The sequence below is a fragment of the Microbispora sp. H11081 genome, assembly GCF_012999535.1.
Taxonomy (GTDB): Bacteria; Actinomycetota; Actinomycetes; order Streptosporangiales; family Streptosporangiaceae; genus Microbispora.
Genome location: NZ_JABBWV010000004.1, coordinates 146373 through 172004, shown reverse-complemented (window position 1 = coordinate 172004; position 25632 = coordinate 146373). Strand labels below are relative to the sequence as shown.

24 protein-coding genes and 1 pseudogene are annotated in these 25632 nt (G+C 67.4%); 13 read left to right on the top strand and 12 right to left on the bottom strand.

From position 1 onward, the window contains the following. Positions 1-58 precede the first annotated feature (58 nt). The 9 genes from HHX31_RS13155 to HHX31_RS13115 all read right to left on the bottom strand — a co-directional run bounded on the left by HHX31_RS13155 (position 59) and on the right by HHX31_RS13115 (position 9787). On the bottom strand, positions 59-1159 hold the full coding sequence (locus HHX31_RS13155; protein WP_169948543.1) for an ABC transporter ATP-binding protein: 1101 nt from the start codon (positions 1157-1159) through the stop codon (positions 59-61). Beyond that, positions 1140-1934 (bottom strand): ABC transporter permease, encoded by a 795-nt coding sequence (locus HHX31_RS13150; RefSeq protein ID WP_169948542.1) that lies wholly within the window; start codon positions 1932-1934, stop codon positions 1140-1142. The genes HHX31_RS13155 and HHX31_RS13150 overlap by 20 nt, the downstream gene beginning before the upstream one ends. Next, positions 1924-2835 (bottom strand): ABC transporter permease, encoded by a 912-nt coding sequence (locus HHX31_RS13145; RefSeq protein WP_169948541.1) that lies wholly within the window; start codon positions 2833-2835, stop codon positions 1924-1926. Before HHX31_RS13145 ends, HHX31_RS13150 begins: the two co-directional genes overlap by 11 nt. A 134-nt stretch (positions 2836-2969) precedes the next feature. Further along, positions 2970-4022, bottom strand: coding sequence for an ABC transporter substrate-binding protein (locus HHX31_RS13140; protein WP_169948540.1), 1053 nt, complete (start codon positions 4020-4022; stop codon positions 2970-2972). Between the two features lie 110 nt (positions 4023-4132). Beyond that, entirely contained in the window at positions 4133-5038 is a 906-nt protein-coding gene (locus HHX31_RS13135; protein WP_169948539.1) for a dihydrodipicolinate synthase family protein, read from the bottom strand. A gap of 32 nt (positions 5039-5070) precedes the next feature. Beyond that, complete coding sequence (locus HHX31_RS13130) at positions 5071-6018, bottom strand: NAD(P)-dependent oxidoreductase (RefSeq protein WP_169948538.1); 948 nt, start codon at positions 6016-6018, stop codon at positions 5071-5073. Beyond that, positions 6011-8395: a xanthine dehydrogenase family protein molybdopterin-binding subunit gene (locus HHX31_RS13125; RefSeq protein WP_169948537.1), complete on the bottom strand. Its 2385-nt coding sequence runs from the start codon at positions 8393-8395 to the stop codon at positions 6011-6013. The genes HHX31_RS13130 and HHX31_RS13125 overlap by 8 nt, the downstream gene beginning before the upstream one ends. Further along, a complete protein-coding gene (locus HHX31_RS13120; protein ID WP_169948536.1) occupies positions 8385-8891 on the bottom strand; it encodes a (2Fe-2S)-binding protein in 507 nt (168 codons plus the stop codon). The genes HHX31_RS13125 and HHX31_RS13120 overlap by 11 nt, the downstream gene beginning before the upstream one ends. A 5-nt stretch (positions 8892-8896) precedes the next feature. Next, positions 8897-9787 carry a xanthine dehydrogenase family protein subunit M gene (locus HHX31_RS13115; protein WP_169948535.1) on the bottom strand — a complete coding sequence of 297 codons (891 nt, stop codon included), beginning with the start codon at positions 9785-9787 and terminating at the stop codon, positions 8897-8899. A gap of 286 nt (positions 9788-10073) precedes the next feature. On the opposite strand from HHX31_RS13115, the gene HHX31_RS13110 reads away from it, so the two are divergent. The 6 genes and pseudogenes from HHX31_RS13110 to HHX31_RS13085 all read left to right on the top strand — a co-directional run. Then, entirely contained in the window at positions 10074-10649 is a 576-nt protein-coding gene (locus HHX31_RS13110) for a helix-turn-helix domain-containing protein (protein ID WP_169948534.1), read from the top strand. A 50-nt stretch (positions 10650-10699) separates the two neighbouring features. Continuing rightward, a complete protein-coding gene (locus tag HHX31_RS13105) occupies positions 10700-11389 on the top strand; it encodes an SRPBCC family protein (RefSeq protein ID WP_169948533.1) in 690 nt (229 codons plus the stop codon). Further along, a complete protein-coding gene (locus tag HHX31_RS13100; protein ID WP_169948532.1) occupies positions 11361-11714 on the top strand; it encodes a transposase in 354 nt (117 codons plus the stop codon). The genes HHX31_RS13105 and HHX31_RS13100 overlap by 29 nt, the downstream gene beginning before the upstream one ends. Beyond that, on the top strand, positions 11707-12804 hold the full coding sequence (locus HHX31_RS13095; protein ID WP_169948531.1) for an XdhC/CoxI family protein: 1098 nt from the start codon (positions 11707-11709) through the stop codon (positions 12802-12804). Before HHX31_RS13100 ends, HHX31_RS13095 begins: the two co-directional genes overlap by 8 nt. Then, positions 12797-13504, top strand: coding sequence for a nucleotidyltransferase family protein (locus tag HHX31_RS13090; protein ID WP_311931763.1), 708 nt, complete (start codon positions 12797-12799; stop codon positions 13502-13504). The genes HHX31_RS13095 and HHX31_RS13090 overlap by 8 nt, the downstream gene beginning before the upstream one ends. Positions 13505-13570: 66 nt before the next feature. Next, positions 13571-13895 (top strand): annotated as a pseudogene (locus tag HHX31_RS13085) (LLM class flavin-dependent oxidoreductase); the annotation flags it as partial. A gap of 436 nt (positions 13896-14331) precedes the next feature. On the opposite strand, the gene HHX31_RS13080 reads toward HHX31_RS13085, so the two are convergent. Then, on the bottom strand, positions 14332-14853 hold the full coding sequence (locus HHX31_RS13080) for a hypothetical protein (protein WP_169948529.1): 522 nt from the start codon (positions 14851-14853) through the stop codon (positions 14332-14334). A gap of 152 nt (positions 14854-15005) precedes the next feature. Next, complete coding sequence (locus tag HHX31_RS35625) at positions 15006-15992, bottom strand: replication initiator (protein ID WP_396710916.1); 987 nt, start codon at positions 15990-15992, stop codon at positions 15006-15008. 29 nt (positions 15993-16021) lie between these two features. Between HHX31_RS35625 and HHX31_RS13070 the strand changes: the two genes are divergently transcribed. Continuing rightward, positions 16022-16858: a DUF499 domain-containing protein gene (locus HHX31_RS13070; RefSeq protein ID WP_169948528.1), complete on the top strand. Its 837-nt coding sequence runs from the start codon at positions 16022-16024 to the stop codon at positions 16856-16858. A 29-nt stretch (positions 16859-16887) separates the two neighbouring features. On the opposite strand, the gene HHX31_RS13065 is transcribed toward HHX31_RS13070, so the two are convergent. Continuing rightward, the gene (locus tag HHX31_RS13065; RefSeq protein WP_211589650.1) at positions 16888-18723 is read right to left on the bottom strand and encodes a DUF2075 domain-containing protein; all 1836 of its coding nucleotides are present in this window, start codon (positions 18721-18723) and stop codon (positions 16888-16890) included. Positions 18724-19312: 589 nt separating this feature from the next. Between HHX31_RS13065 and HHX31_RS13060 the strand changes: the two genes are divergently transcribed. The 6 genes from HHX31_RS13060 (at position 19313) to HHX31_RS13035 (ending at position 25480) form a co-directional block, all read left to right on the top strand. Beyond that, complete coding sequence (locus HHX31_RS13060) at positions 19313-19492, top strand: hypothetical protein (protein ID WP_169948527.1); 180 nt, start codon at positions 19313-19315, stop codon at positions 19490-19492. Between the two features lie 145 nt (positions 19493-19637). Next, entirely contained in the window at positions 19638-20342 is a 705-nt protein-coding gene (locus tag HHX31_RS13055) for an endonuclease/exonuclease/phosphatase family protein (protein ID WP_211589649.1), read from the top strand. A gap of 203 nt (positions 20343-20545) precedes the next feature. Next, complete coding sequence (locus HHX31_RS13050) at positions 20546-21403, top strand: hypothetical protein (RefSeq protein WP_169948526.1); 858 nt, start codon at positions 20546-20548, stop codon at positions 21401-21403. Positions 21404-21561: 158 nt separating this feature from the next. Continuing rightward, on the top strand, positions 21562-21975 hold the full coding sequence (locus tag HHX31_RS13045) for an RNA-binding S4 domain-containing protein (RefSeq protein ID WP_169948525.1): 414 nt from the start codon (positions 21562-21564) through the stop codon (positions 21973-21975). Positions 21976-22372: 397 nt separating this feature from the next. Further along, positions 22373-24241 (top strand): DNA/RNA helicase domain-containing protein, encoded by a 1869-nt coding sequence (locus tag HHX31_RS13040; RefSeq protein WP_311931762.1) that lies wholly within the window; start codon positions 22373-22375, stop codon positions 24239-24241. Positions 24242-24562: 321 nt separating this feature from the next. Then, entirely contained in the window at positions 24563-25480 is a 918-nt protein-coding gene (locus HHX31_RS13035; RefSeq protein WP_311931761.1) for an endonuclease/exonuclease/phosphatase family protein, read from the top strand. Positions 25481-25632: the final 152 nt, after the last annotated feature.

The window sequence follows — 25632 nt, the reverse complement described above, 5'->3', positions numbered from 1 at the left end:
CGCCGTCTTCGTCGGAGGCCGTCCGGTGTGGCCGCCGAGCCGGCGCCCGGCGCGGTCGTTAGCGCACTACCAGCAGGTCGGCCGAGTCCCAGGTCACGACCACCTTCGACCCCACCGAAACGCCGCGGTCGGCTGCGGCGGTCGAGCGCACCGTCACCACTCTGTCGGTCGGGGTGCGGACCAGCAGCTTCCGCGACGAGCCGAGGAAGATCTCCTCCTCGACCTCACCCTCCAGGGCGTTCGTCAGCCCATCACCGTCTGGGCCGACGGGTGCGACGCGGCACTTCTCCGGGCGGACCATCGCGTGGATCTCCGTCCCCGGGTCGGCGGCTGGCGCGGGAAGGACGAACCTGCCGTCGGGGCACACCAGCGCGCGGACGCCGTCCACGTCCCGGACCGTGCCCTCGAAGATGTTCGACTCGCCGAGGAACTGCGCGACGAACCGGTTCTCGGGCCGGTCGTACAACTCCGCCGGCGTGCCGATCTGATCGATCGAGCCGTTGTTGAAGACGGCGATGCGATCGGAGAGGACCAAGGCCTCTTCCTGGTCGTGCGTCACGAAGATGATGGTGATGCCCAGTTCCCGGTGCAGACCCTTGAGTTGGATCTGCAACTCCTCGCGCAACTTCCGGTCCAGTGCGCCGAAGGGTTCGTCCATCAGCAGAACCCGGGGCTCGAAGACGACCGCTCTCGCCACCGCCACGCGCTGCTGCTGCCCGCCGGACAGTTGGTCTGGGCGGCGGGTCCCGTACTCGCCCAACTGCACCATCTCCAGCGCGGCCTGGACCCGCCGCGCGCGCTCCTTCGCCGGGACCTTGCGCTGGCGCAGCGGATAGGCGACGTTCTCGGCCACGGTCATGTGCGGGAAGAGCGTGAAATGCTGGAATACCATGCCGATGTTCCGCAAGTGGGGGCGCATCGACGCAACGGCCACTCCACCCAGTTCGATCTCGCCCGCGTCGATGTCGATGAACCCGGCGATGGCGTTCAACGTCGTCGTCTTGCCCGATCCGCTCGGGCCGAGGAGCGAGATGAACTCGCCCGCCGCAATGTCCAGCGACACTGCGTTGACGGCGGGAGCTCCAGCACCGTACTGCTTGACGATCCCCCGCAACCGGACAGCCGCACCTCGGGAGCGGTCAGCGGTTGGCCTTGGCATAACGCCTCCTGAACACGAGAGCGGACAACAGGATGAGCAGGGTCGAGAGCAGCATGATCAATGACGCGCCGACCGCGATCGTCGGGTCCACTTCCTGCGTCATGCTCGCGTACATCTGGACGGGCATCGTGCGGAAGTTGGGGTCCGAGAGGAACAGCGCGATCACCGTCTCGTCGAACGAGGAGATGAAGGCGAAGATGAAGCCGGCCATGATCCCGGGGGCGATGATCGGCAGGGTGATGGTCCTGAGCACCTTGTGCGGGGGAGCGCCGAGACTCGCCGCGGCGCGTTCCAGCTGACGGTCCATCGTCATCAGCACGCCGGAGACCGTGAGCACGACGTACGGGATGGCGTGCACGATGTGGGCCAGAGTGAACCCGAGGCCCGTTCCGACAAGCTGCCACCTCAGGAAGAGCGCGTACTCGCCGACCCCGAGAATGATGATCGGGGTCACCATCGGTGCGAGCAGCAGGCCGACGACGACACTCTTGCCGCGGAAGTTGTGCCGCACGATGCCGAAAACGGCGACCGTTCCCGCGACGGTGGCGACGATCGCTACGACCACCGCGGTCTGCAGCGAGTTCATCAGGGTCTCTGTCCACCCGGGGTCGGAGAAGAAGTTCTCGTACCACCGGAAACTCCACTCCTTCGGCGGGAAGACGAAGGAACGCCGATCGCTGAGGCTCATCGGGAACACGATCAGGCCGGGGAGAATCAGCAAAGCCCCTGTGATGACCGCGAACGCGGCCAGGCCGTACGGCCGCCTAGCGGGCATTCTTGCCTCCCACGCTGGTGAGCATCTTGGTCATACCGAACCGGGCCGCGATCAGCAGGACGATGAGGGTCAGTACGGAGAGGATGACCGACATCGCTCCCGCGCTTCCCCAGGCGAGCTTCAACGAGATCTCCTGTGCCGCCAGCTGGCCCAGCATGGACTGTGAGGGTGAGCCGAGCAGGGCCGGGGTGACGTGGAAGCCGAGGCCGAGCACGAACACCATGACGCTGCCTGTGATCAGGCCTGGAGCCGTCAGCGGCAGGAAGACCTGCCGGAACGCCGCGCCCGCTGTGGCCCCGAGCGACTGGGCCGCCATGACGAGCCGCCGGTCGATCGTGCGCATGGTGTTGTACAGCGGCAAGGTGATGAAGGGCAGCAGGACCTGCACCATGCCGATCAGCACCCCGCGGGTGGTGCCGAGCAGCGTCACTTCGAGGCCGAAGACCGAGAGGAACGCCACGACCGGGCCGACATCGGAGAGCAGGATGATCCAGGCGTACGTGCGCGCCAGCAGGCTGGTCCACAAGGGGATGAGCACCACGCCGAGCATGACGGCCCGCGCTTTCGGGCCGACCAGGACCATGAGATACGCGTACGGAAAGGCGATGAGGGCGCACAGTCCCGTGACGATGATCGAGGTGTAGATCGTCCGGATGAGGATCGTCACGTACACGTCCGTGCCCGCGAAAGCGGTGTAATGCCCCAGCGAAAGCGCTCCATCATCGTCGACGAAGGACAGCCGGAAGATCTCGGCGACCGGGTAGACGAAGAAAATGATGAGGAAGACAATGACAGGAGCGGTCAGTAGCAGCCCCACGGGGGGCCTTTTACGCGGTCGTTTCAGCGGGCGGGAACGCTCCTGTGTGCCGTCCGCGCGCTCCATGGTCTGCGCCGTCGTCATTCAATCCTCCTCGTTACCACACATGCGGATACTCGCGTCAGGATCCGCCGACCGTTTCCGACGACCTCTCCCGTACGCGGTGGCGTACGGGAGAGGTCATCTCCGTTCGCGAGAATCCGTCGACCGGCGTCACCTCACTGGGCGGACCACTTCGTGTAGCGGTCGATGGCCTCTTCGTAGTGCTCGGCCCACCAGTTCAGGTCTAGGTTCACCGCGAGTTCCGCGTGCGCCGGATCGTTGGAGTCGTATTCCTGGCCGACCTCGTCCAGCGTCGGCTTGGCGTCCTTGTTGGCCGCCCCGTAGGACGTCTTCTCGGCCCAGAGTTTCTGCTGTTGCACGTCCGTGATGAAGCTCAGGAACTTGTAGGCATCCTCCTTCCGGGGAGTGCCCTTGATCATGGCCACGGTGTCGTGCGTCCGGATGTGCTGGTTCCACACCGGCTTGAACTGCGCGCCGTTGCGCACCGACAACTGCACCCGGCCGTGCCAGGCGAGCGACATGACAACATCGCCGCTCTCGATCTGCTCCATCTGCCGGGCGCCCGACTCGAAGAAGGAGATGTTGTCCTTGATGCTGTCGTACTTCCTGATCGCCCGGTCGATGTCGAGCGGGTACAACTCCTCGGGCTTCACCCCGTCGCCGAGCAGCGCCGCCTCCAGCACGCCACCCGCGACGGCCGTCGAGAGTCCGCGCTTTCCGGGGTACTTCTCCAGGTCGAAGAAGTCCTTCCAGGACGTCGGCGGGTTCGCGCCGAACTTCTTGGCGTCGTACACGAGGATGTACGCGAAGTTGTCGATCGGCACCCCGCACTCGCCGATCAGCGGCGGGAGTTTGTCGAGGGTCGTGATCTTGCTCTTGTCGAGCTTCTCGAAGTAGGTGCCGCAGTCGACGATCGCCCGGTACGGCTGGACGAACATGACGTCCCAGGAGATCTTCCCTGAGTCGACCTGCGCCTTGACCTTCGCGTAGTCGTTCGGCGCGTCGTGCCGCATCTGGATGTTCGTCTGCTTGGTGAAGGGCTCCATCCAGATCTCCTTGGAGATCTCGGACGTCGCGCCTCCGTAGTCGACCAGCGTCAGCGGGCCGTTGGACTCTGGGTCGGCGGACGAGGTAGCGCCGCCGCTGCCGCACGCCGCCACCGCCAGGCACATAAGCCCGGCGAGTGCCACACGAGCACGAGTTTTCATACCATTCAACCAATCGGGGGGAGGATCAACCGGAATGGTCATCGCGAGGTCAGGGGGCCTGACATCCGGTTTGTGGGGAGGATTTTCTTTCGGGGCACAGCCGGTGTGCTCTACCCCCTTGTGGGGACGGATCGGGCGGACAGATGTCCGTAGCGGTCGAGGAACCGGGCCACGGATTCCAGGGTGGCCGCGCCTGCCTCGGTCATCGGCAGCCGTACGGCGGGGTGCCATCCGTAAAGTGCCTGCATGACGGCTTTGAGTACACCGAGGTAGCCTTCCGGCGCGCGCAGCAGCGCGTCCCACGCGGCGCAGCACTCGGCCAGTTCCTGGTCGATGGCGCCGTCACCCAGCGCCGCCCTGACGTAGGCGGTCGACGTGGCGGGGCTGAAGTTGGCGAGCGACGAGGTGATGACGTTTCCGCCGGCGCGCGCGTACTCGGTCCCGCCGATCTCGCCGACCCCCCACCACTCGATCCGGTCGCCCCAGCGCGCGACCCGCCGGCCCACCTCGTCCGGTCCGTAGGCGGTCTCCTTGACGCCGCGGAAGCCAGGCACCGTGACGAGCCGGTCCAAATGGTCCTCGGTGACCGGCTGGGTCTTGCTGCTGTAGACGATCGCCGGCAGCCCGGACTCGCCGGTGACGCGCCGGACGTGCTCCGCGGCACCCTCAGGCGTGGGAACGGCGAAGTAGTGCGGATTGAGCACCAGCACCGACACGCCGGCGTCCCGTGCCTCGGTGGCGAGTTCGGTGGCCTCGCGCGTCGAGAACCCTATGCCGGCCACCACCGGCACCCGGCCGTCGGCGCCGGCCGCCGCCGCCTCCATGCAGTCCCGTGCCTCGTTCCTGCGCAGGGCGTAGAACTCTCCCATGCCGCCGAGGACCGCCGGCCTGATCCCGTGGCCGGCGAGCAGGTCCGCCAGGTCCTTCATCTTGCCGGTGTCCACGGCCTCGTCCGGCGTGAAGGCGGTGGGGAGAAAGCTGACGATCGGTCGGGGTAGCGGGGTGGGGTCGTTCATTGGTGCTCCATGTCCTGGCGATGGGGGGCTGGTCAGTCGTCGCGAGGCGACCCGGTGGCCGCATCGGCGGACCGGGGCCAGACGTCGCCGCCGAGTGCTTCCTGGTACAACTTCACGACCGCGCTGAAGTCCGTTCGCCCCCCGAACGACGCCTCGGCCCGGCCGAACATCTGTCTCGCCAGTTCGCCGACGTGGAACGGCGACCCGGCTTCACCGGCGACATCCCTCGCGATGTTCAGGTCCTTCAGCAGGAGGGAGAGCGCGAACCGCGGGTCGAAGTCGTTCGCCAGGATCGTCTGGGGAACGATGTGCTCCAACTGCCAGTTCGCACCCGTGCCGGCGAGGATGATGTCGCGCAGCGTGTGCGGGTCGACGCCGGACGCCACACCGAGCGTCAGGGCCTCGGCGTTGACGAGCATGCAGGCGGCGCCGATGAGGTTGTTGCAGATCTTCGCGGCCTGGCCGGCGCCGACCGGCCCGGCGTGGAAGATCCTGCTGGTCATGGGAGTCAGGATCGGTCGGCCCATGGCGAGGGTGTCCTCGTCCGCGCCGACGATGGCGGTCAGCGTGCCGTCGTTGGCCTTGGCCGGCCCGCCGCTCACCGGCGCGTCCATGAACGGCAGGTCCGCGTCCGCCAGCCGGCGCGCGATGGACCGTGCCGCCTCGGGCCCGATGGTCGACATGTCCACCACCAAGGTGCGGGGACGCGCCGTGCCGGTCACCCCGGAGTCGCCGAACAGCACGGTGGAGACCTCGGTGGCCGACCTGAGCATGGTGATCACCACGTCGGCGTCCTTCGCGGCCTTGGCCGGTGTCGTGGCGATCACGGCTCCGTCCTCGGCCAGCCGGTTGGCCGCGGTCATGGAGGTGTGCGGCACCACGGTGACCGGATGTCCGGCCTTGACGAGTCGGCGGGCCATGGGGAACCCCATGGTGCCGAGCCCGACGAAAGCGATCCTGGCCGAGTTCGGCTCACTCATCGACGTCACCTTCCACTGTTCGGAACAGGGCTCTGATCCGGCTCGGGCTGGCCGGGCTCCGCTCGATGGTGAGGCCCTGGCCGTCCAGCGCGTCCTGCACCGCGAGCATCACCGCGGCGAGACCCCCCTGGACCGGCCCCTCCGCCATCCCTTTGAGGCCGCGGACGGTGTGCGGATTCGGCGTCTGCACGTGCGATATCCGGATGGGGGGTACCGCGTCCATGGTCGGGATCAGGTAGTCCAGGAACGTGGCGGTCTGGTTGTTGCCCGACTCGTCGTAGACGACCTCTTCGAGCAGCGCCTGCCCGATTCCCATCGCGACGCCGCCGCGGATCTGGCCGTCGACGATCGCCGGGTTGATCAGGGTGCCGGCGTCCTCGATCACCCGGTAGTCCTGGATCGTCACCCGGCCCGTGCGCCGCTCGATCTCGACGACGCACAGGTGTGTGGCGTTGGAGAAGGTCATGGGTGGCGGGTCGTAGGTCCGGTGGATCTCCAGGCCCGGCTGTTCGCCTGGTGGCAGCTTGAAGGGATCCATGTACGCGGTCCACGACACCTGCGACAGCGGCAGGCGGGGCTCCGGCTCCCCCAGCACGTAGATCTGGTCGTCCCGGATCTCCAGGTTGTCGACCTGCTCGCCGATGAGGTGCGCCGCGATGCGCAGCAGCTTCCCGCGGGCCTCCATCGCCGCCAGGTACGCCACCGCGTTGCCGGCGGCGGCGCCACGGGAACCCCGGGTTCCCATGCCGTACGGCGACAGGGACGTGTCGCCGAGCCGCACGTTGACGTTCTCGACCCGGCTGCCGAGGGCTTCGGCGACCACTTGGGCGATCGTGGTCTCGTATCCCTGGCCGGTCGGCACGATCCCGACGCTGATGTTGACCGCGCCACTCGGCTCCACCTTGATGGTGGCGGCCTCGTGGCCGCTTCCCCTGCCGCCCTTCTTGTACCACGCCGATCCGTAGGTGGTCGGCTCAAGGACACTCGCTATCCCGACGCCGAGGTACCGGTCGTCCGCCCTGGCGGCACGCTGCCTCGCCCGGAAGCCGGTGAGGTCGAACTCCCCGAGCATCTGCTCATAGCCCTCCCACATGGTGAGGGCCTCGTAGGTGTACCCGGTCGCGGACACGTACGGCTGGTCCTGCGCGGTGATCATGTTGCGCCGGCGGACCTCGACCGGATCGAGCTTCAGCTCGCGGGCGATGCGCTCGATGATGCCTTCGGTGGCCCACGTCACGAGAGCCATCGGCGCGCGAAGCGTCCCGGCCGGGCACTTGTTCGTGATCACGACGTTGATGGAGTACTCGTAGTCGCGGAACTTGTACGGGCCGGGGAGCAGCCAGCCGATGGAGTCGATCGGGTACTTCGGCGTGAAGAAGGCGTACGCGCCGTAGTCGGCCCACAGTTCGGCCTTCATGCCGAGGATGCGTCCGTCCTTGTCCACCGCAGCCCTGACCCAGGCGGAGTCGTCGCGCGCGTGGTTGGCCGCCGTGAGGTTCTCCAGCCGGTCCTCGATCCACTTGATCGGCCGGCGCAGCTTGATGGCCAGGGCGGCCACCGTCAGCTCCTCACGGAAAAGCGGGATCTTCTGGCCGAAGGCGCCGCCGACGTCCGGTGAGACCACCCGCACCTGGTTCTCCTCCAGCCTGAGCCGGCGTGCCAGGTTGGTCCGCAGCAGATGAGCCGTCTGCTGGCCGCTGTGGAAGGTCAGCTCCCTGCGGCCGGCGTCCCATACGGCGAGCACGCCGCGGGGCTCGATCGGGACGTGCGTCATCCGCTGGGTGCTGAAGCGGGCCTCGACGATCCGGTAGGCGCCGGCGAAGGCCGACGTGACGTCACCGAAGGTCTGCGTCTGCTGGGTGTGCAGGTTGCTTGCGAGGTCCTCGTCGACCAGGGGTGCGCCGGGGGCGGCGGCCGACTCCATGGTGAGGATCGGGTCAAGCGGTTCGTACTCCACCTCGACCAGCTCGACCGCGTCCTCCGCGACGTACCGGTCGACGGCCACGACGCAGGCGACGGGGTCGCCGTTGAACCGGACCTTGCGGGTCGGCAGGGTCTCCATGACCATCGATTCGGCCCCGGTCTGGACCATGACCCCGGGGGCGGTGAGTTCGGCCAGGTCCTCGCCGGTGAAGACCGCCACGACGCCGGGGAGCGCGAGACTCCGCTCGGCGTTGACGGCGATGATCCGCGCGTGCGCGTGCGGACTGCGCACGAAGGCCGCGTGCAGGGTGCGGGGAAGTTGCAGGTCGTCGGTGAACGTCCCGGTGCCGAGCAGCAGCCGGTAGTCCTCCGTGCGACGCACCGACGCGCCGAACCCCTGTCCGGACTGTTCGGTGGCCGCCTCGGAGGTGCGGGCCAGGGTGCTACTCGTCATCGCCGTCGGCCTTTCCCGCGCAGTTCCCGCCGGCCAGTTCCCACGCGGCCTGCCGCACCGACTGGACGATCGACTCGTATCCGGCGCAGCGGCACAGATTGCCGGACAGGTGGCTGCGGATCTCGGACTCGGTGGGGGCCGGGTTCTCCGCCAGCAGAGCGCAGGTGCTCATCACGAAACCGGGGGTGCAGAAGCCGCACTGCAGTCCGTAGTTCTCGTGAAAGGCCTGCTGGATCGGGTGCAGTGAGGTCCCGTCGGGGGAGACCCCCTCGATGGTCCGTATCGTCGCGCCGTCCACCTGGACCGCGAACATCAGGCACGAACGGACCGCCTCGCCGTTCAGGAGAATCGTGCAGGCCCCGCAGGCTCCCTGCTCACAACCCACGTGGGTGCCGGTGAACCCGAGAACGTCCCTGAGGAAGTCGGACAGCAGCAGCCGCGGCACCACCTCGTGCTCCACCGTCTGCCCGTTGAGTTCGAAACGTACGCGTCTCATCGTGGTCACCGCCGCCCTGCCGGACGATCTGTCAGTTGGAGGGCTCTTTCCGTCGCCGCGGCGAGCGCGACCTCCGTCAGGTGGCCGGCGATGTCCCTGCGGTCCTCGCCGGTGGCGTGGATGTCGCCGCCCGGGGTGAGGCCGGCCGTGACCGCCGCGGCCACCCGCCGGTACAGGGCCGGGCTCGGCCGCTCGCCGACGAGGTGCTCGGCCACCGGCAGCAGCACCGGAGCCGACGCGACTCCGCTCACGGCCAGCCGGGCACCGGAGTACTTTCCGTCGGTCAGGGTGACGGTGGCCGCGACTCCGACGAGCGCGAAGTCCCCCTGCCTGCGTGCGAACTCCTCGAAGGCCCAGCCTTCGCCGTCGGCCAGCCGGGGCAGCTCGATCGACTCGACGATCTCGGTCTCGTCCAGCTCCGTGACGAACGCCGAGTAGAAGAAGCCGCGCGCCGGGATCGATCTGGTGCCGTCGGCTCTGCGGGCCACGATCCGTGCGTCGAGGAGCACGGTGATGAGAGGCAGTTCGGCGGCCGGGTCCGCGTGCGCGATGGAGCCGCCGATCGTTCCCCGCTGCCGTATCTGGAAGTGCGCGATGTGCGTCGTCGCCTCGGTGAGGATCGGGCATGCCTTCCGGATGGCGGGGGACAGTTCGATCTGCCGCTGCGTCGTCATCGAGCCCATGGTCACCGACGTGTCGGAGATCGTGATGTCGGACAGCCCGGCCACGTTCCGCAGGTCGATGAGGTGCCGAGGCGTCGCCAGGCGCATGTTCATCAAAGGCACGAGGCTCTGCCCACCCGCCAGCGGTTTCGCTTCGTCGCCGAGCTGAGCGAGCAGTTCGCACGCTTCAGCGGTGGTCGGCGGATCGTGGTACTCGAAGGCTGCGGGTTTCACTAGGTCACCTATTCGGCCCAGCGACGCGGCTGGTGGTCTCATGTGGTCAGATGGCTTACCAGATCCGGACCCCGAACGACGCCGGGACCTGACGCGGAGTTCCCGGGAGCGGTTCTGGTGGGGGAGCAGGCAAGCTCCAGGAGGCCGGCGCGCCGGCCTCAGAAGTGGTTGGCGTGACTGGTCGAGATGTCCGTTTCTCGACCTCGTGCCCAGACCCTAGACATGAAGCAATCTCGCTGTCAATATATTGAACATCGATTCATTCGACTGAAAAGGAGTGCCTCGTTTGAAGGGGAAGACCCCTGACGGCGATCATCTGGTCGGGCGCTTAGGCACGATCATCGCCACTGAACGAGCCGGCCGCGGGCTCAGCATCGACGAACTGGCGCGGCGCGCGGGCATCTCGTCAGGGCTGCTCAGCCAGTTGGAACGCGGCATCGGCAACCCCTCGATCGAGACGCTCGGCAACATCGCCGGCGCGCTCGGCCTGTCGCTCGGTTCGTTCTTCCTCGGTGCCAACGACGACGCCGACGGCGTGGTCCACCCCCACACCCGCGCGCGCCTGGTACTGGCGGACCAGAACCTCACCTACCAACTACTCGTGCCCGACCTCAAGGGCGCGCTGTCCATGCTCTACATCGAGGTGCCGGCTCATTTCTCCAACGAGCACGCCCCCTTCAGCCACACGGGGGAAGAGGTCTTGTTCATCCTGCAGGGGCGGCTTGAGGTGCACGTCGGGAACCTGGTACGGACGTTGGAGAAGGGCGACTCCATGCGCTTCGCCTCCATCACCGAACACTGGTACCGATCGTTCGACGAGGACGTGATCTCCATCACCGCGATGACGCCACCCTCGTTCTGACCTGCCGGGCCCATCGGCACCAGCCAAGAACCAAAAGACGAGAGACGGGTATGAAGCTCGAAAACACGTTTGTCCTGCCGGCCGCCATCGACACGGCTTGGCAGCGGCTACTGGACATCGAGAAGGTCGCGACCTGCATGCCCGGTGCCTCGCTTGAGAACCTGTCCGGCGACGAGTTCACCGGCAGGGTGAAGGTCAAGCTGGGGCCGATCAGCATGGTCTACCGCGGTTCCGCGCGGTTCGTCGAGAAGGACCCCGACGGCTACCGCGTCGTCGTCTCCGCGAACGGCAAGGAGGAGCGCGGCGCCGGCACCGCCAACGCGACGGTCTCGGCGCTCCTGGTGGCCGAGGACGCGAACACCACCCGCGTCCAGGTCGTCACCGACCTTGAGATCACCGGCCGACCGGCACAGTTCGGCCGGGGTGTGATCGCCGACGTGGGCGATCGGCTGCTGAGCCAGTTCGCCGACCGTCTCGCCGCCACCCTGGCCGAGCCAGCGGCGGCCGAGCCGCCGCCGATGGTCCAAGTCGCTGCGGCGGCCCCGGACTCCATGAACCTGATCGCCGTTGTCGGGCCGCCCGTGCTCAAGCGTGCGGTGCCGGTGGCGCTCGGCGTACTGGCGCTGATCCTCCTCGTGCATGCGGCCCGCCGCCCGCGCGCTGATGAGGTTCCCCTCGTAGCGTGGAGACCGAACCGGGAGAGGTTTGGTCGTGGGAGCTACCACGAGACGCCGCTTTGATCCGGAGTTCCGGGCCGGTGCGGTGCGAATCGTTAAGGAGACCGGCAAACCCGTCTCGCATGTTGCGCGGGACCTTGGTATCAACGAGTACACGCTGCACATGGGCCGCCTGTCGCGCATCACCCACCGGATGATCTGGATCAACCCCCACAAGGGCGACCCGGCCTACCGGCCGCTGACCGCCGGGATGCGGGCCGCACTGCCGTACGCCACGGACTTCGTGGCCGGGCACAGCCTGGCCGCGTTCGAGCACCTGGCCGCGCTCCTTTCGGGCCGGGCTGAACGGGTCGCACAGGCTGAACAGGAGGTTGCGGCCGATGCGTGACGTGCTGCCCCAGATCCTCGCGTGGTGGGAGTCGGGGGAGCGGTTCGGGCTGGCCACGGTGGTTGGCACGTTCCGCAGCGCGCCGCGCCCGCCGGGCGCTTCGATGGCCGTGTTAGGTGCCGAGGCCGTCGGCAGCGTGTCGGGCGGCTGCGTCGAGGGGGCGGTCTACGAACTGGCGCGGGAGGTCGTCGCCGGCGGGCCGCCGGTGCTCCAGCGGTACGGCGTGAGCGACGACGACGCCTTCGCCGTCGGCCTGACCTGCGGCGGCATCATCGATGTGTTCGTCGAAGCCGTCTGCAAGGAGACGTTTCCCGAGCTGGGGGAGGTGGCCGCGTCGATCGGCGCACGGCTCCCGGTGGCGGTGGCCACGATCGTGGCCGGGCCCGGTGCTGTCGGGGCCCGCCGTGTCGTATGGCCCGATCGCGCCTCCGGGTCGCTCGGCTCGGCCCGCCTGGACGAAGCGGTGGACGACGACGTCCGCGGCATGCTCGCCCAGGGGCTGACCGGCATCCGGCGGTACGGCGCCGAGGGTGAGCGGCGCCTGGACGAGTTGCAGGTGTTCGTCCAGTCGTTCGCGCCATCGCCGCGGATGCTCGTCTTCGGCGCGATCGACTTCGCGGCGGCCGTGGCGCGAATCGGCAAGTTCCTCGGCTACCACGTCGTCGTCTGCGACGCCCGCCCGGTGTTCGCGACGGCCAGGCGCTTCCCGGAGGCGGACGAGGTGGTGGTCCGGTGGCCACACGACTATCTGGCGGCGACCCCAGTGGACGAGCGGGCCGTTGTGTGCGTGCTCACCCATGATCCCAAGTTCGACGTCCCGCTGCTCAAGGTCGCGCTGCGGACGCCGGCCGCGTACATCGGGGCGATGGGTTCGCGGCGTACGCATAAGGACCGGCTCGCCAGGCTGCGCGAGGCGGGTCTGTCCGAGGCCGAGATGGCGCGGCTGCGCTCACCGATCGGGCTTGATCTGGGGGCGCGCACCCCGGAGGAGACCGCCGTCTCGATAGCGGCGGAACTGATCAAGCTCCGCTGGGGCGGCTCCGGCCATTCCCTCAGCGAGACGACCGGCCGCATCCATGGCGATGGGTGAGACAGGGCAGGTCGCCGGGGTGCTGCTGGCCGCGGGCGGCGGCAGCCGGATGGGGACGCCGAAGGCCCTCGTGGAGTTCGCCGGCGAGCGGCTGGCCGATCGCGGCGTCCGCCTGCTCGCGGAGGGCGGCTGCCGCCCCGTGGTCGTCGTGGAGGGAGCCGCTGAGATCAGCACTGCCGAAATCGGGGTCGAGGGGGTGATGACCGTGCACAACCCGGACTGGGAGTCCGGCATGGGCTCGTCGCTGCAGGTGGGCCTGCGGTCGCTTCCCGGTACGGCCCACGGCGCGGTGATAGCCCTCGTGGACCAGCCGCTGGTCCGGCCGGCGGCGGTTCGGCGGCTGATCGAGGCGTTCCGCTGCGGGGCCACCGTCGCCGTCGCCACGTACGGCAGCGCGCCGCGCAACCCCGTGCTGATCGCGCGCGGGCACTTCACCGAGGTGGCCGCGCTGGCTGCGGGAGATGTGGGGGCCAGGCTGTTCCTCCGCGCCCACCCCGAGCTGGTCGTGAAGGTGCCCTGCGACGATGCCGGTGACCCGGCCGACATCGACACTTCCGAACGAAGATCTGGCCGCCGTGCGCCTTCAGGCAATGGGAGGCCACGAAGCCGAATGACCGGGCGGATGGCGAGGCGAGCGACGAGTCCGAGGAGACTGCTGGAAGCTCAGGCGGACTTCTCGATCTCGGAGGTCGGCGGTTAGCCTTTTCGTCAAAAACGGAACAACATTCGGTTGTGGGCGAATGGAAGGACGCGGACGCGGATCGGGATGGCCCTCAACTACGCGGGGGGCTTCAAGGAGACCGTCGCTGAGCTGTCCGACTACGAGAAGGCCGGTCTGGACATCGTGTTCGTGGCCGAGGCCTACAGCTTCGACGCGGTCAGCGAGATGGGGTACATCGCCGCGGAGACCGAGCGGCTCAAGATCGCCTCGGGCGCCTGTCGGTCTACTCGCGCACTCCCACGCTGCTGGCCATGACGGCGACCGGCCTGGACTACGCCTCCGAGGGGCGTTTCACGCTCGGCATCGGCGCGTCCGGTCCCCAGAGTGATCGAGGGGTTTCCACGGCGTGGCACAGCCGGCGGACCCCGGGCCTCCGAACGATCTGGATCGACCGGGGAGCCCTGCCCGAGCACGATTCCGATCACGTGGTTGGCGATGTGCTGGAGGGTACGGAGACCCTTCCCGAGCACGGGTAGCGGAGCGCGACACATGCGTGAAATGATCAAAGGGCGAGCGACAGGCCTCGGCGGCATACACCGAGGTCAGGGCCATCGATGCCCCGAAGCGATCATCGCTCTCCTAAAGCGGGTGCCGCAGGTTCGAATCCTGCCGGGGGCACCTAGTTGACCTTGTCATTTGCCGCCTGACCTGTGGCTTCTCTCTCGGCATGGCTTCCTACCGCATGCAGCCGTAGGTCACCGAGAGCAGCCCTGAATCACCGTTCACGGAATATGCACGGGATGATCTTTGGGCCGTTCGGCCAGGTCAACGCAGATGGTGGTGCCATTCTCCGGTCAGGTCTGACATCAGTCATCAGCGGCCACAAGCAGCAAGAGGACGCCGGCCGTGCGGTCGATGAGGACCAGTTCGTGGAAGTCGGTGTGGACTCCGCCCCAGTCATGGAAGGCTTCGTGGCCGAGGTCCTCGAGCTGATATCGGCTCGTCGCCGCCGCGACCCATGAGTAAACCTCTCGTTCCAGGCGAGCGGCCAAGGCAGGGGGAAGCGCCCCGAACTGTTCGGTCCAGCCGTGAAGGAGTTCGTTCGCGTGCTCCTGATCGATCTGGACATAGCGGGCTGGGGTTATGTGCCGCAGCCAGTAGGGCCCATGCCGTAGTCCTTCGGCCTCTACGCCTCCCCCCGCATAGTCGTCTCGAAAGGCCACATGGCCGATCAACGCCGTCAACAGCCAGTCGTCGCCGAGATCAGAGCGAGGCAGATCGAACCGCTTGACGTCGACCCATCGGAACGCATGCCCAGTTGGAGAGTCGAAGCGGAAGTCACGAAAGTTGATGAAGGTCTGATCTCGGTAGGCGAGGGTTTCCGACACCTCTCAACGGTAAGAGCGGCCGGGTCCACGACCCGACCGCTTGTCTCGACACCGGCACGGCGGAGCCTTACAGCTCCAGGGCTTTAGTGATCTGCCCGTTGGCGCGAGCGCGTTGCCCCTCGATGCACTTCGCATAGACGCGTAGGAGCACGTCAACGCCGTGTCCGGCACGCTGGGCTACCTCGGTCGGTGGGACGCCCGCATTCAGCCACAAGGAGACCGCCGCATGTCGGAGGCCGCGTTCGTCGTGGGTCTCCCCCGAGTTCGTCCACCGCTTGTTCGCTTGTGGCCGCGCCTTCTCGAGGGTGATCAGGCCCCACCCCGAGTTCCTCGAAGGCTCCGAGGCGGAGGCATTCGGCGATGAGCCGCCGGGCGTGGTCGCGGACGGGTAGGGCGGTTAGGTCCTCGCCGGGGACGATGCGCCGGTCGATGGTGCCGACGCATTCGGCGGCCTTGGTGGCGTACTTGGCCACGTATCCGGCTACGGCCTGGTCGGTCAGGTCACCGGTCATCGTGATCGGGCGGGTGTCGAGCTGGGCGCCCCAGTGCAGCACGCGTTCCGGTTGGCGGTCGTAGGCGGGCACCTTGGCAGTGACCACGGAGGCGGCATGCTCTACGGCTTGGCCGAGCAGGTCGAGAGTGGCCCAGGCCGGGGGCGGGGAGATGGGTCCGGCCGAGCTATCGAGCCGGATCACGGCGTGCAGGTGGACGACGCCGCGCCGCTGGTATTCGGCGACCTTGGCGAAGGACACGACGAGTTGGTCACGCATGTCGCGGAGGGTCAGGCCGCCGAGCTTGGCCAGGTGTCGGCGCAGGGCGTCGGCGAAGCGCTTCCACAGCAGCGGCGCGACCGCGTTGAACAGCACCGAGCCGGTGTAGTCGTAGCAGTCGGGGCACAGCGGCTCGCCGAGGCAGTCATCGTCGGCCCCGTGTCGAGCGGTGCAGGACAGGACGCGCCCGTGCGGGCAGGTCTCGGCGTCGCGGCGGGGGTGGCAGGGCAGGACGCGCCCGTGCGGGCAGGTTTCGGCGTTGCGGCGGGGGTGGCAGGGCAGGACGCTCCCGTTGTGCTGCCTGCGGGTGTGGACCGGGCCGAAGGACGGCGCGATGAGGGTGACGAACAGGCACGGGTGCGCGGTCACCGACGCGGGGACGCCTCCGCCTGAACGGAGTGAGGGGTGTCGCGGGGGAGAATGGCGTACTTCGCCCGACGACTTTGTTCGGTGGCGGCAAGACCCACGGTCTGACCGCCGTCTACCACCTCGCCAAGGGTGCCCGACCGTCCAACGTCACTGAGTTCCTCGACCTGAGTCTGCTTCCCGACGGCCCGGTCCAGGTCGCGGCCTTGGTCGGCGACGCGCTCGACCCCACCGTGGGTATCGAGACCAACGGTCATCGCACTTACACGATGTGGGGTGAGATGGCTGCCCAGATCGGCGATGACGCGTTCGCAGCGATGGAGGCGAACGACACCCAACGCACCGCTCCTGGCACCGCCACGATCAGGGCCGCCTTCCGTGGCAAGCCTACGGTCGTGATCATCGACGAGTTAGCCAAGTATCTGCGCGCGGTGGCCTCCTCCAGGAAGGACATACGCCGCATAGCCAGCGCGATACCGGTCTTTCTCGGCAACCTCTTCGAAGTCGCCTCCGATCCGACCAACAGGGTCTCAATCATTATCACCCTGGCCGCGACCACCAACGCGTTCGGGGCGGAGACCACCGAAATTAGCGAGTTGACCGGTGAAGAGAAGGAGAAGACCGACGCCGCCAACGCTGTCTCGGTCAAGACCGCCCAGGAGATCGGCGATGTGCTGACGCGCGCGGTGCACCCGAGCGCGGTGATCAAGCCGGCCGACGACAGCGAGATCGGCGAAAGTGAAGCCAACAAGGATCCCGCGTTCAAGAGCCGCCGCGCCGTACCCGACGCCGAGTTCGACCTGCTGGTACGGCACGTGTACAGGTCCTGCTCACCAGAGGCATGCGCGGGACCGTGCCCTACGCGGTGAATCCGGAACTCCGCCGCTCCTCGCCGGCCTCATGCGTCCGGCTCGGTCTTGATCAGCCCGGCCAGGAACTCCCGCGTCTCCGGATCGACCGCGTAGATAACCACCCCACTGAGCCCTCGCGTGAGCAGTACCTTGTAGACGTTGCGGACATGCCGCCTGAACTGCTCGTGGGTGACCTTGGCTGCGGTGAGGTTCTTGTCCTCGCTGAACTCGCGCCGGGGCACGAACTTGCCGCCACGAGCCACGAAGTCCGGGCCGATGATCACCCCGACCCAGTCGAACTCCAGCCCCTGTGCGGTATAAATGCAGCCCACCTGGTCGAAACCGCCCTCGGCCGTCGCCCAAAAGTCGCTCGACGGCACTGAGCCCAGCTTGTCTCTCTTCAGCTTGGCGTTCCATGGGCGTGCCCAGTCGCCGATCACGACGTCAGGCATAAGGCTGTTGTCCGGGTTGGGCTCGTGCCAGGGCCAGCAATACCCCGCCGTCATGCGCGCCGTGAGCCCGTGGGCGATCTTGCCGCGCAGAAGGTCCTCCATCTCGCCGGGAGTGTCCGCGAGGACGACCTCGAAGTTCTGGTCCCCCGTCCAGGGCTGGGGCTCCACGTCGCCATTCCACTCACAGTCGGCATCGCCGAGCCCCAGTAACTGCTGAACCCAAACGTCGTACTTGGCGCTGCCGCCGCAGCGCCACTGTCCGTCCAATCGGATGAGCTCGTAATCCACGTCGAGAGCCTGCGCCTGGGCCACGATCGCAGCGACCGTGCCGACCTCGTCCGGCTTGACGACCTGATGCTCGTCCAGCAAGAAGACGGGGACGCGGGCCGCCTGTATAAGGCTCTCGATCTGCGGGCGGGAACTGCGCCACTCCTTCTTGAACCGACTCTGCGAGTTCTTCCGCACGCGATGCGCTTCATCGGCGATCAGCAGATCGAGACTGTTCTGCTCAGCGTTCGCGAACTCCAGGTAGTACCTGAACAGGCCGTCAAATTCCATGTCTCGCCCGGCCACGTGCCGACGGAGAGTCTTGGTCACGGTGCGGGAACCCGTGGCGTACGCGACGCGATCCCGGTTGCCCTGCTCGATCTGGGTGCGAAGGAGCGAGACCGCGATCGCCGACTTCCCGCTCCCCGGTCCGCCTGTGATGATCACTACCCGTTTGGTGTTGGCCGCCTGAGCCAGTCGCACCCTCGTCTTGACAAGATTAAACGCATCGAGCTGCTTGTCCAGCAGATCGAACTGTCCGACCCCGCGGATGACTTCGGCAGATTTGCGCAGGAAGGGCTTGTTCGGGCGGATAGGGCCTCCGAGCAAGCGATCCGCTGCCATCCTGCCCGGCTCGTTCGCAAGGTTGCCACGCAGGTACTCGATGAACCCGCCACGCTCGGCTTTCGTGAACAGCGGCACACCCTCGACCGCGGCTCCCATGGCAAGGTCCTGGACGCTGGAGTGCGTAGCGTTGTGGAGATAGACAGCCGCTTTGACGGCCTCGGGGCGCCCATCGAGGGCGCCGAAGTGGTCGGCTATCTGGTTGCGATAGCCCTTGGCCTGCTGGCAGGGATGGCTCTGAGGGCCCAACCCAGGCACCTCAAACAGCTCCGCCTCCTCGTCAAGGGAGTCGGCGCTGCTCCACTGCTTGAGCTCGATCACGATGTACGTGTCCAGCGCCGTGTCAGGATGAACGCCCGCAAGAAGGACATCGGCGCTGCTGCGCCTGTTGTGTGGCATGGGGAACTCGATCAGAACCTCGACCTGCTCCAATCCCGCATCGTCGAGTACGCGCGCGAGCTCGGACAGACTCTCGACCCAAGAGCGCTTCTCGGCCGCATTGGGCTTACGCCGCCTCGTGAGCTCTACCTTCTCAGCCAAGATCCTAATGAGGTGTCCCTCGATGACCGATCTCGGCACACTTAGGTCCTGCCGCAGCGACCTCGCCGTCATCCGGTAGGCAGGATCCATGAATAACCCCCAGGCAGCACGACAGACTCGTGCGGCATGGGGGCATATCCGTGATCATGCTCAGCGGAAGCCCGTCGACCGCGTGGAAACGGCACGATCATAACCGAGGGCAGCGACAAGATCAGCGATGCTTGGGGCCAACGTGAGCCCTCCAGCTCCCAACTGGAAAAGCTTGCGGCGAATTGGTCGGGGTGCACGACCCGACCAGACAGCATGCTCGTACGTTGGGCCCTCCCTTCCAGCCGCGGGCGCGGTCGATGATGAGCAAACTTAAAGGCAGCGGCGTACGGCGGCCGCTGGCGACGGCCGATAAAGCAAGAAGAGTCCGAAGCGCCGCGGTAACGGTGATGGTGTGGTAATACGGTCTCAGACCGAGCCTTTTTGATTCGATTAGGATTTTTGAAGTAGCCGGTCTCGACCTCAAAGGACCAGAGGAGGGTCTCGATGACCAAGATGACTCAAGGATCTGCGCGCTCATGGCATCCCGGGATGACCACGGGTGGCCAAGGACGATATTCGCCACATGAAGCCAAGCCAGCGGAACAAGTATCGCCGCCAGGGATTCTCCTGGACAGAGATCAAGAAGATCGACAAGGCGATCGGACGAGGCGAAACCACGATCACCATCAAGTCTGCCATCCGCGAGGTAACCATCGAACTCCCGCCGAAATGGCACTGAGACGACGACCGACCACCCGCATCTCAATCGTTGCGGAATTGCACAACGGGCCAACTTGCCACCGAGTGACGTGATTGCCCTCGCGACCGTGGACGCAACCGGGATATACGTGGGACGATCTCGAAACTCTCGGCCGCGGCCGGATGTGATCGGCCTGGAGGAACTCCTGCCGGCGGCCCTGCCCGCCTGGGAGGCCGCGCTGCACGCCGAGTACCCGTATCGGACGGTGCACGGCAGCGTCGGCCTCTGGTCCCGCTTCCCTCTCACCGAGACGGCCACGGTGGACATCCGCCCGCACGACAACGGCCAGGACTGGAACCGCGGGCTGCGCGCCGTCGCCCGCACCCCGCACGGCGACCTCGCCGTCTACGTCGCCCACCTGCCCTCGGTACGCATCGGCGCGGGGAGATTCGACGCCGTACGCCGCGACGAGAGCGCCCGGCGGCTCGGCGCGGTGCTGGCCGCCGAACCGGTCGACCGCACCCTTCTGCTCGGCGACCTCAACGGCACCGTCGACGACCGCGGGCTGCGCCCGGTCCTCTCGATGATGTCGGCCCCACCCCGCGATTTCGCCTTCAGTTGGCCGGCCCCCGCCCCGCTGGCACGGATCGACCAGGTCCTGACCCGCGCGATGACAATGCCGACATCAACTCGCTGCCGAAAACGGGCAGCGACCACCTGCCGATCGCCGCCCATATCCGCCTCTGACCGGTACGGCAGGTCATACCAGGATTACGTGGGGTCGGGGCGGCTCCTCATTGATTGGCCCGGGCATCCTGGGTCGCGGCAGGAGTTGCGCTCGTCTGCGGCGTGGCCGCCCTTCTCCTCCCGCCACGGCTCCGAGTGCTGATGGTCCTACTTGAACGGCACTGACCGTTCAGAATCGCCGCCCGCTGTTACTACGGGAGTTCAGAGGTGAAGACGCCGAGCAGGTCGCGTTCGATGGCTTCGTTGACCGCGCCGGAGTGACGGGCGACCAGAGCGCTCTCCGAGGGCAGCGTGCGGGGCGCGAAGCCGCCGGTGTCGGGAGCGGCACTCTGCCAAGATCATTGAATGGTGCGATTAGCCTCGATACTTCTGGCAGCGGTGCTACTCCTCGGCGACAGCTCTGGCCTGTTGGGACCGACGTTCGAGGAAAACGCCACGCAAGCCGTCTCCACCTGGCGGACCAGCGGCGCCGCGGAGATCTGGCACGAGGGGTTCGTTCCGCTCGAGGACCTGAGGAAGATGTCCCAGAAGGTGAGCGAGGACATCGATTACGAGTGGCACGGCTGGGTCGTCGCCGGCCCGCTCCCCACTCCACCCGCCGAGGCACAGGTCCACTGGGACGGCGGGGCCACGATGCGGGTCCCCGTGATCACACCGCGCGAGGCGCTGATGGCACTGTCCCCTTGGCCCGAGAACATGACGTTTCCCGACAACAAGCAGTACAAGCTGACCCGCGCCACCTTCACGACCAGGCGGCTGAAGACCTCACGCGGCATGGCGACCGTACCGGCCTGGCGGCTGAGCTTCTCCAACCTCCCTGGTCCCATCGACTACGTCGCGGTCGATCAGAAGGCGATCGGGACCATCGAAGACGCGGTCGGCCACCGTCTGACAGGTGAGGGGATCACAGATCTCGAACTACTCGACGAACGCACACTGCTGGTGAAGTACGACTACGGCGTCTGCGTCGGCGACGAACCGTTCGACGTCACCCTGCGAGCCGGCGAGAGGCCAGTTGTCGTGGTCTTGGGACTCGAGATGCCCTATCGGGGCTACGGCTTCTGCGCAGGCGTCGGCAACTCCGGCCAGGGCGTCGTCAGGCTGGACGAGCCGCTGGGCGATCGCGTGGTGCTGGACGAATGGAGCATGCTCCCCGTCCTCTGCCATCGTGCGCAGAACGCGTGCCACGCCGGGAACGGGTGACGTACGCCGCCGCGGAAAGCGCGGTACGACGTGATGAGCACGAGCTATACGCGCAAGCTCCTGCGCCTTGGTCCGGCGCTCGCCTTCCAGCTCGGTGAAGCGGGCTCGCAGACGCTGGCAGAACGCGTCGTCCGCCTCGGTGTCAGTACAGTGGCGGGGTGTCGGGTGAGCAGGTGAGCGCACGGGTGGACATCTGGATCTGGTCGGTACGGCTGACCAGGACTCGTTCGATCGCGTCCGACGCCTGCCGGGGCGGTCACGTCCGGGTCAACGGGGTGCGGGTCAAGCCCGCGCACGTCGTCCGGGTCGGTGACGAGGTCCGTCTCCGGCACGAGGGGCGCGAACGCATCGTGGTCGTCTCCCGCGTCATCACCAAGCGCGTCGGCGCCCCTGTGGCCGCCGAGTGCTACGTCGACAAGAGCCCCCCGCCTCCTCCGCGCGAAGAGACCGTGACGGTGGCCGTTCGGGCTCGCGGTGCGGGACGCCCCACCAAACGCGAGCGCCGCAGCATCGACAAGCTGCTCGGGCGCACAGTGACGGAGGAGCGGGACCGCCGGCCACCCATGGAGTGAATGGCCACGCCGCATAGAACCGGGTGCGGAGTCCCTCCCGTCGGCGACGCTGTTCTCGAGTGGTGCGCGTTTTCCGCGCCTTGACCCCACAGCATCATGGGGCTGCGATGGCCGCCGTGGAAAGCGAATGTCCCCTCCTCACGAGCTCCTCACGAGCGGCCCAGTCGAACAGCGACTGGATCGCTGGACGCTGAGTGAACCCCTACGGAGGGAGCATCACGCATTCTGGGGCCGAGGATGCGGCATCGCTACGCGGGTTTCGCGGCGATACTGCCCCCGCTACGCTTTCGCGTGACCATTTGATGCGGCCCGACGGGCTTCCGCATTCGTACGGCTTCGGCCGGAGCGGATAGGCCCCCACCCGCACGAGTTTTTCGTGCTGCCTGGGGGACGATCCGTGACGGCTCTGCGGCTGTCTGTCGACAACCTGCTCACCTCCCCGAACGAGGCCGTTCTGGCGGAAGCGATCGCTGAACACGTGCGGGCGACCACAGGACGCCGCCCCTCCCCCTCCGAGTTCAAGTCCTGGCAGCGCAGCTTGCCGGTCCTCGCTCGCGACCTTGCCGACGCCGGGCTGCACAGGGTCGAGATGCTCGTGGAGTACAAGCTCCCCCTTACCAGCCGACGTGTCGACGTGGTCCTCGCCGGCGTGCATCCGCGTACCGGCGAAGACTCCTATGTCGTCGTCGAGCTCAAGCAGTGGAGCCGTGCCGAGCCCTCCGAGTCGGGTGAGCACCTGGTCATCGTGGAGGGCATGCCGGGCGGCGAGACGCTGCACCCGGCGGAGCAGGTACGCCGATACTGCGAGTACATGTGCGACTTCCTCGGGGCGCTCAACGGCAAGCCGAACGCCGTGCACGGAGCCGCGTACCTGCACAACGCCATGGACCTGGACGTCGACGGGCTGTCAGAGCAGGTCCGGGACGAGCGTAGCCGCCTGTTCACCAAACAGCGGCGCGGCGAATTCCTCCGATACCTGAGCGAGCGGCTGTCCGACAAACCGGGTGCCGACGCTGCCGACCGGCTCCTCAAGAGCGCGGTCGCCCCGAGCAAGCAGCTCATGACGTACGCGTCCAAAGAGATTCGCGAACGTGAGCAGTTCACGTTGCTGGACGAGCAGCAGGTCGCGTACGAGCTGGTCATGGGCGCCGTGGACCGAGCACGGCAGGCGGATTCCAAACAGGTGGTCATCGTCACCGGCGGTCCGGGCAGCGGGAAGAGCGTCATCGCGCTGTCACTGCTCGGCGAGTTGTACAGGCAGGGCCGGTCGGCCCTGCACGCGACCGGATCGCAATCGTTCACGCAGACCATGCGCCGTTATCCGGGCCGCGGCAGTACTCGGATCAAGAACCTGTTCAAGTACTTCAACAGCTTCACCGACGCCGAGCGGAACGGCATGGATGTGCTGATCTGCGATGAAGCTCATCGCATCCGTGAGACGTCCACCAATCGCTTCACGCCTGCCGCGAGGCGGACAGGGCGTAGTCAGCTCGATGAGCTGCTGTCGGCGGCCCGCGTGCCGGTCTTCCTCCTCGACCAGCACCAGGTGGTGCGGCCGGGTGAGCTCGGCACCGTGCAGACCATCGAGAACTATGCCCGCGCCAAGGGCTACGACGTTCGGTTCGTGTCGCTGGATGAGCAGTTCCGCTGTGGAGGCAGCCGGAAGTACGAGCAGTGGGTGCTCCGGCTGCTGGGCCTGGCCGACGGCGGCCCTTTGGAATGGGACGGAGATCAGGACTTCGACGTACGGCTCGCCGACTCGCCCCAAGAGCTCGAAGCCTTCCTTCGCGCCCAAACCGGCACCGCCCGCATGACCGCGGGCTATTGCTGGCCGTGGAGCGACCCCCGCCCCGATGACACCCTCGTCGACGACGTCGTCATTGGGGACTGGGCACGGCCGTGGAACGTCAAGAAGGACCGCGCCGTCGGCGACTATCCCCCGAGCATGTTGTGGGCCAGCGAGCCGAACGGGTTCGGGCAGGTCGGCTGTGTCTACACCGCCCAGGGGTTCGAGTACGACTGGAATGGCGTCATTCTGGGGCCTGACCTCACCGTCCGGGATGGGCGACTTGCCACCGTGCGCGAGGAGAACAAGGACCCTGCCTTCAGGAGCCGGAAGTCCGTTCCCGACAGCGACTTCGACCAGCTCGTACGGAACGTCTACAAGGTCCTGCTCACCAGAGGGATGCGGGGCACGGTGATCTACGCAGTCGATCCCGAGCTGCGGAGTCACCTCGCCGGCCTCATGCGAACGGCGACACCATGAAGGCGGCCTCGGGAGCACTGTAGGCGACGACCGGTGGCGGCGGCTGGGAACTCTACGACGGCCAAGGCGGCAGCAGCCACGCCTCTGCATCGGCGACCTACCGGCGAGGTGTCGACTCTGGCGGCGGACGGGGCGGCTCATCCGGGCGGGGAAAGCGAGGGCCCCAGACACCGCACGGTGTCCGGGGCCTCACCCGTCCTCTCCACCGTTCATCACCGCCACGGACACGACATCGACGTGACACATCTCGAGTGTGCCGCCGTACACAGCGAAGCGGCGTAGGCGATGCCGGAAGTGGCGGGGGGCTGCGAAAATCGCCGCGTGCCGATCTTCCGTGCTGCCCTGGTCGCCGTCGCGGTACTGATCGGCGCCGTCCTGGCCTTCCCTCAGTTGGTTCCGAACGGGATCGGTCATCTCAGCAGCCTGGTCGAGACGTTCCTGCCGTGGCTCGCGCTGGCCGTTCCCCTGTTGCTCGTCCTGGCATGGTGGCGGCGCTCCGCGGCGGGTGCGCTGGCCACGCTGCTGCCGGTCGCCGCCTGGTTCGCCCAGTTCGGCGGACATCTGCTACCCCGAGGAGAACGGCCACATCACCTGGTCGCCGTGCAGCACAACGTCAGTGACGAGAACACCGACCCGGCCGGCACGGCGCGCGCACTGATCGCGGCCCGGCCGGATGTGATCGGCCTGGAGGAACTCCTGCCGGCGGCCCTGCCCGCCTGGGAGGCCACGCTGCACGCCGAGTACCCGTATCGGACGGTGCACGGCAGCGTCGGCCTCTGGTCCCGCTTCCCTCTCACCGAGACGGCCACGGTGGACATCCGCCCGCACGACGTCGGCCAGGACTGGAACCGCGGGCTGCGCGCCGTCGCCCGCACCCCGCACGGCGACCTCGCCGTCTACGTCGTCCATCTGCCCTCGGTGCGCATCGGCGCGGGGGGATTCGACGTCGTACGCCGCGACGAGAGCGCCCGGCGGCTCGGCGCGGTGCTGGCCGCCGAACCGGTCGACCGCATTCTTCTGCTCGGCGACCTCAACGGCACCGTCGACGACCGCGGGCTGCGCCCGGTCCTCTCGCTGATGTCGGCCCCACCCCGCGATTTCGCCTTCAGTTGGCCGGCCCGCGCCCCGCTGGCACGTATCGACCAGGTCCTGACCCGCGCGATGACGGTGACCGAGATCAGCTCGCTGCCGAAAACCGGCAGCGACCACCTGCCGATCGTCGCCCGTATCCGCCTCTGACGACGGTGTACGCGCCTCGGGCGACGCGTATGACCCGATGCCGGCCGGGCCGGCTATCGGATAAGGCGTGCAAAGACCGTGACGAGCAGCGACAGTGAAGGGGACCGTAAGGCGGACTGCTCGTGGCGGGAGGCTCTGGTCATGCTGAAGTC